This window comes from Streptomyces sp. (genome assembly GCF_050698815.1).
Lineage (GTDB): Bacteria > Actinomycetota > Actinomycetes > Streptomycetales > Streptomycetaceae > Streptomyces.
In genome coordinates, this window is the sequence record NZ_JBOHCV010000698.1 from 1 (window position 1) to 4,778 (window position 4,778).

Annotated in this window: 4 protein-coding genes; all 4 read left to right on the top strand. The window is 71.7% G+C overall.

The window, feature by feature from the left end:
* A partial coding sequence (locus tag ACRDP3_RS24825; RefSeq protein ID WP_431519225.1) for a Ppx/GppA family phosphatase occupies window positions 1-810 on the top strand: 810 nt, incomplete at its 5' end.
* Window positions 811-968: 158 nt separating this feature from the next.
* On the top strand, window positions 969-1,808 hold the full coding sequence (locus ACRDP3_RS24830; RefSeq protein ID WP_431519226.1) for a sugar phosphate isomerase/epimerase family protein: 840 nt from the start codon (window positions 969-971) through the stop codon (window positions 1,806-1,808).
* Window positions 1,805-2,422 (top strand): TetR family transcriptional regulator, encoded by a 618-nt coding sequence (locus ACRDP3_RS24835; RefSeq protein ID WP_431519227.1) that lies wholly within the window; start codon window positions 1,805-1,807, stop codon window positions 2,420-2,422. Before ACRDP3_RS24830 ends, ACRDP3_RS24835 begins: the two co-directional genes overlap by 4 nt.
* A gap of 465 nt (window positions 2,423-2,887) precedes the next feature.
* Window positions 2,888-4,729, top strand: a complete 1,842-nt coding sequence (gene ilvD / locus ACRDP3_RS24840) for a dihydroxy-acid dehydratase (RefSeq protein ID WP_431519228.1) — start codon at window positions 2,888-2,890, stop codon at window positions 4,727-4,729.
* Window positions 4,730-4,778: the final 49 nt, after the last annotated feature.

The window sequence follows — 4,778 nt, forward strand, 5'->3', positions numbered from 1 at the left end:
CTCGACTCCGGCGGCGCGATCAGTCCCGACGGCGTCGACCGGCTCGCCGGCACCGTCGCCGAGGCGCTTCAAGTCGCCGAGGACCAGGGCGTCGAGGACCTGCTGCCCTTCGCCACCTCCGCTGTACGCGAGGCGGCCAACGCCGAACACGTCCTCGCCCGCGTCGCCGAGGAGACCGGCGTCAAGCTGGAGGTGCTCTCGGGCGAGGACGAGGCGCGCCTGACCTTCCTCGCCGCCCGCCGCTGGTTCGGCTGGTCCGTGGGGCAGTTGCTGCTCCTCGACATCGGCGGCGGCTCGCTGGAGCTGGCGTACGGGCAGGACGAGGAGCCCGACGCGGCCGTCTCGCTCCCCCTGGGCGCGGGCCGGCTGACCACGGCCTGGCTGCCCGGCGATCCGCCCGAGGCCTCGGACCTGCGTTCGCTGCGCCGCCACGTGCGTGCCGAAATCGCCCGCGTCGTCGGCGAGTTCAACCGCTTCAACCCACCGGACCACGTGGTGGGCACCTCCAAGACGTTCAAGCAGCTCGCGCGCATCGCCGGCGCGGCACGTACCGCCGAAGGCCCGTACGTGGAACGGAAGTTGAGCCGCAGCTCGCTGGAGGAGTGGGTGCCGCGGCTCGCCGCCATGCCCGCTTCGGAACGTGCCGAGCTGCCCGGCGTCTCCGAGGGCCGGGCCCGCCAACTCCTCGCCGGTGCCCTCGTCGCGGAGGGTGCGCTGGACATCTTCCGCGTCGAGGAGGTCGAGATCTGCCCCTGGGCCCTGCGCGAGGGTGTGATCCTCCGCCGCCTCGATCACCTTCGGCGTGCGTGAGATCGCTCACGGCTACGGGCGCCGGGGCGGGCCGGCCGCGGCGCCCGCAGAACGTTGCGAAAACCGTGTGACCTGCGGCATGACCAGCATGTGCCCGAGGGGCGGCAGTCTGCCGCACGCCCGGCTGATCACTCGGCGGGAGCCTTAGGCTGTCTGCTGTGGCTCAACCTGCGGTGCGCGTACCCGACGCGAAGGTCGCTCTGTCCACGGCCTCCGTCTATCCGGAGTCCACGGCGACGGCCTTCGAGATCGCCGCACGCCTCGGCTACGACGGGGTCGAGGTCATGGTGTGGACCGATCCGGTCAGCCAGGACATCGAGGCGCTGCGGCGCCTCTCCGACTTCCACGGGGTGCCGGTGCTCGCCGTGCACGCGCCCTGTCTGCTCATCACCCAGCGGGTCTGGTCCACGGACCCCTGGGTGAAGCTCCAGCGAGCGCGTTCGGCGGCCGAGCGGCTCGGTGCGTCCACCGTCGTGGTGCACCCGCCCTTCCGGTGGCAGCGCACGTACGCGCGGGATTTCGTGCGCGGCGTGTGGCGGATGGCCGGCGAGACGGACGTGCGGTTCGCCGTCGAGAACATGTTCCCCTGGCGCTACCGCGACCGCGAGATGATGGCGTACGCGCCCGACTGGGACCCCACCCGGGACGACTACCGGCACTTCACGATCGACCTGTCGCACACCGCGACCTCTCGCACCGACACCCTCGCGATGGTGGACCGGATGGGCGACCGGCTCGGCCATGTGCACATCGCCGACGGCAGCGGCTCCAACAAGGACGAGCACCTGGTGCCGGGCCGCGGCACGCAGCCGTGCGCCGAACTGCTGAAGCGGCTGGGTGAGAACGGCTTCGACGGTCACGTCGTCGTCGAGGTCAACACCCGCCGCGCGATGTCGGCGGCCGAGCGGGAGGCGGACCTGGCGGAGGCGCTGGCCTACACCCGGCTCCACCTCGCCACCACGCCCGTACGGGGCGGGCGCCAGCAGAGGCAGCCGTGAGTGACGGCAGAGCAGGACGCAGACGCGGCCGTCCGGCGTCGGCCGAGCGGGTCGCCGGCGAACCGGACGCGCGGGAGCGGATCCTCAGCTCGGCACGTACGGAATTCGCGGAACGCGGCTACGACAAGGCGTCCGTCCGCGCCATCGCCCGCGGTGCCGAGGTGGACGCAGCGCTGGTCCACCACTACTTCGGCACCAAGGAACAGGTCTTCACGGCAGCCGTCGAGGGCGCCTTCGCGCCCGCGATGGGCCTGCCCGACCTGCTGCTCTCCGGCAGCCGGGAGGAGTGGGGCGAGCAGCTGGTCGGCTACATCGTCCGGATCTGGGAGAACGCGCTGACCCGGGAGCCGCTGCTGGCCATCGTGCGCTCCGCGATGAACAACGAGACGGCCGCCGCGATCTTCCGTGCACTCGTCACACGCCGGATGGTCAACCGGGTGGCCGCGAAGCTGGACGTGCCGGACGCGAAGCTGCGCGTGGAGCTGGCCATCGCTCAGATGGTGGGTACGGCGATGCTCCGGTACGTCATCAAGCTGGAGCCGCTCGCCTCGATGCCGCCGGAGGAGCTGGTCGAGCGGCTCGGGCCGGTCGTGCAGCGCCACCTGACCGGCTAAGTGCCCCTCCCGGCAAGCTTTGCCCTGTCGCGCCGCCCATCACGCACTCCCCCTGGCTCGCCGGGGGGACCCCCACGCCGCGTTGGCCGAAAGCCCTGGTAGCTCCGCTACAAGGACTTCCGGCCGCCTTGCGATCGCGTCCCCTGGGCCTGCGGCCCGGGGAGACCCCATGGCTGGACGACGCTCCTTGACGGGCAAACATTGCCGGTCACGGCACTAGTACCGGCCGACTGGCCGGGCAGGGCGGGCGTACCCGGGCGCGGGGGACCACAGACTGGGCGATCGGTCTCACCATGTGATCCAGCTGTCCGGATCCTGGTCGGGAGGCGTACGCTCGAAGGTCACTGGACATGCGAGCTGCCCGGATTCGCCGTTCCGCCGATTCACCGCGACCGGCTGCCGCGCCGCCCCTGCCCTGCGGCCCCGCACACCGCGGCGGCCCGCGCCGTACAAGGGAGTGCCACCATGCCCGAGCTGAGGTCCCGCACCGTCACCCACGGCCGCAACATGGCGGGTGCCCGAGCCCTCATGCAGGCCTCGGGCGTAGCGCGCGAGGACATCGGCAAGCCGATCATCGCGGTGGCCAACAGCTTCACCGAGTTCGTGCCCGGCCACACCCACCTGCAGCCGGTCGGCCGGATCGTGAGCGAGGCCATCCACGCCGCGGGCGGCATCCCGCGCGAGTTCAACACCATCGCCGTGGACGACGGCATCGCCATGGGCCACGCCGGCATGCTCTACTCCCTCCCCTCCCGCGACCTGATCGCGGACTCGGTGGAGTACATGACGGAGGCGCACTGCGCCGACGCCCTGATCTGCATCTCCAACTGCGACAAGATCACGCCGGGCATGCTGAACGCCGCGATGCGCCTCAACATCCCGACCGTCTTCGTCTCCGGCGGCCCCATGGAGTCCGGCACGGCGACGCTCGTCGACGGCACCGTCCGCAAGCTAGACCTGATCAGCGCCATCGCCGAGTCCGCCAACGAGAGCGTCTCGGACGAGGACATGCGCCGCATCGAGGACGCCGCCTGTCCGACCTGCGGCTCCTGCTCCGGCATGTTCACCGCCAACTCGATGAACTGCCTCACCGAGGCCATGGGCCTCGCCCTGCCGGGCAACGGCTCGGTGCTGGCCACCCACACCGCACGCAAGGCGCTCTACGAGGACGCCGGCCGCACCGTCGTCGAGCTGGCCACCCGCCACTACGGGCAGGACGACGACACGGTGCTGCCGCGCAACATCGGCGGCCGGGCCGCGTTCGAGAACGCCATGGCGCTCGACATCGCGATGGGCGGCTCGACAAACACGATCCTGCACCTGCTGGCCGCCGCCCAGGAGGCGGAGCTCGACTTCACCATGGCGGACATCGACGCGCTCTCCCGCGCGCTGCCCTGCCTGTCCAAGGTCGCGCCCAACGGCTCGTACTACATGGAGGACGTGCACCGCGCCGGCGGCATCCCCGCCATCCTCGGCGAGCTCTACCGCGCGGGGCTGCTTCGGGAGGACGTGCACTCCGTGCACTCCCCGTCGCTGGCCGACTGGCTCAAGAGCTGGGACATCCGCGGTGGCTCGCCGTCCGCCAAGGCCACCGAGCTCTTCCACGCCGCGCCCGGCTGCGTCCGTTCCGCCACCGCCTTCTCCCAGTCCGAGCGCTGGGACTCGCTGGACACCGACGCCGCGGGCGGCTGTATCCGCGACGTCGAGCACGCCTACTCCACCGAGGGCGGGCTGGCCGTCCTCTTCGGCAACCTCGCCGAGAACGGCTGCGTCGTGAAGACCGCCGGCGTCGACGAGTCGATCCTGACCTTCTCCGGCCCGGCCGTGGTCCTGGAGTCGCAGGAGGAGGCGGTCGACGCCATCCTCACCAAGCGCGTCAAGGAGGGCGACGTCGTCGTCATCCGCTACGAGGGCCCCAAGGGCGGCCCCGGCATGCAGGAGATGCTCTACCCGACCTCCTTCCTCAAGGGCCGCGGCCTGGGCAAGGCGTGCGCGCTGATCACCGACGGCCGTTTCTCGGGCGGCACCTCCGGCCTGTCCATCGGCCATGTCTCCCCGGAGGCGGCGGGCGGCGGCGCCATCGCACTGGTCGAGCAGGGCGACGAGATCCTCATCGACATCCCCCACCGCACGATCGAGCTGAAGGTCGGCGAGGACGAGCTGGCCGCCCGCCGCACGGCGCTGAACGGCACGTACGCGCCCCGCGACCGCGAGCGCAAGGTCTCCACTGCCCTGCGCGCGTACGCGGCCATGGCCACCAGCGCCGACAAGGGCGCGGTGCGCGACCTGACCCAGCTGGGCGGCTGAGCGCACGCCTCACGCCTCACGCCGGGCACCCCTCGCCTCACGGCGAGGG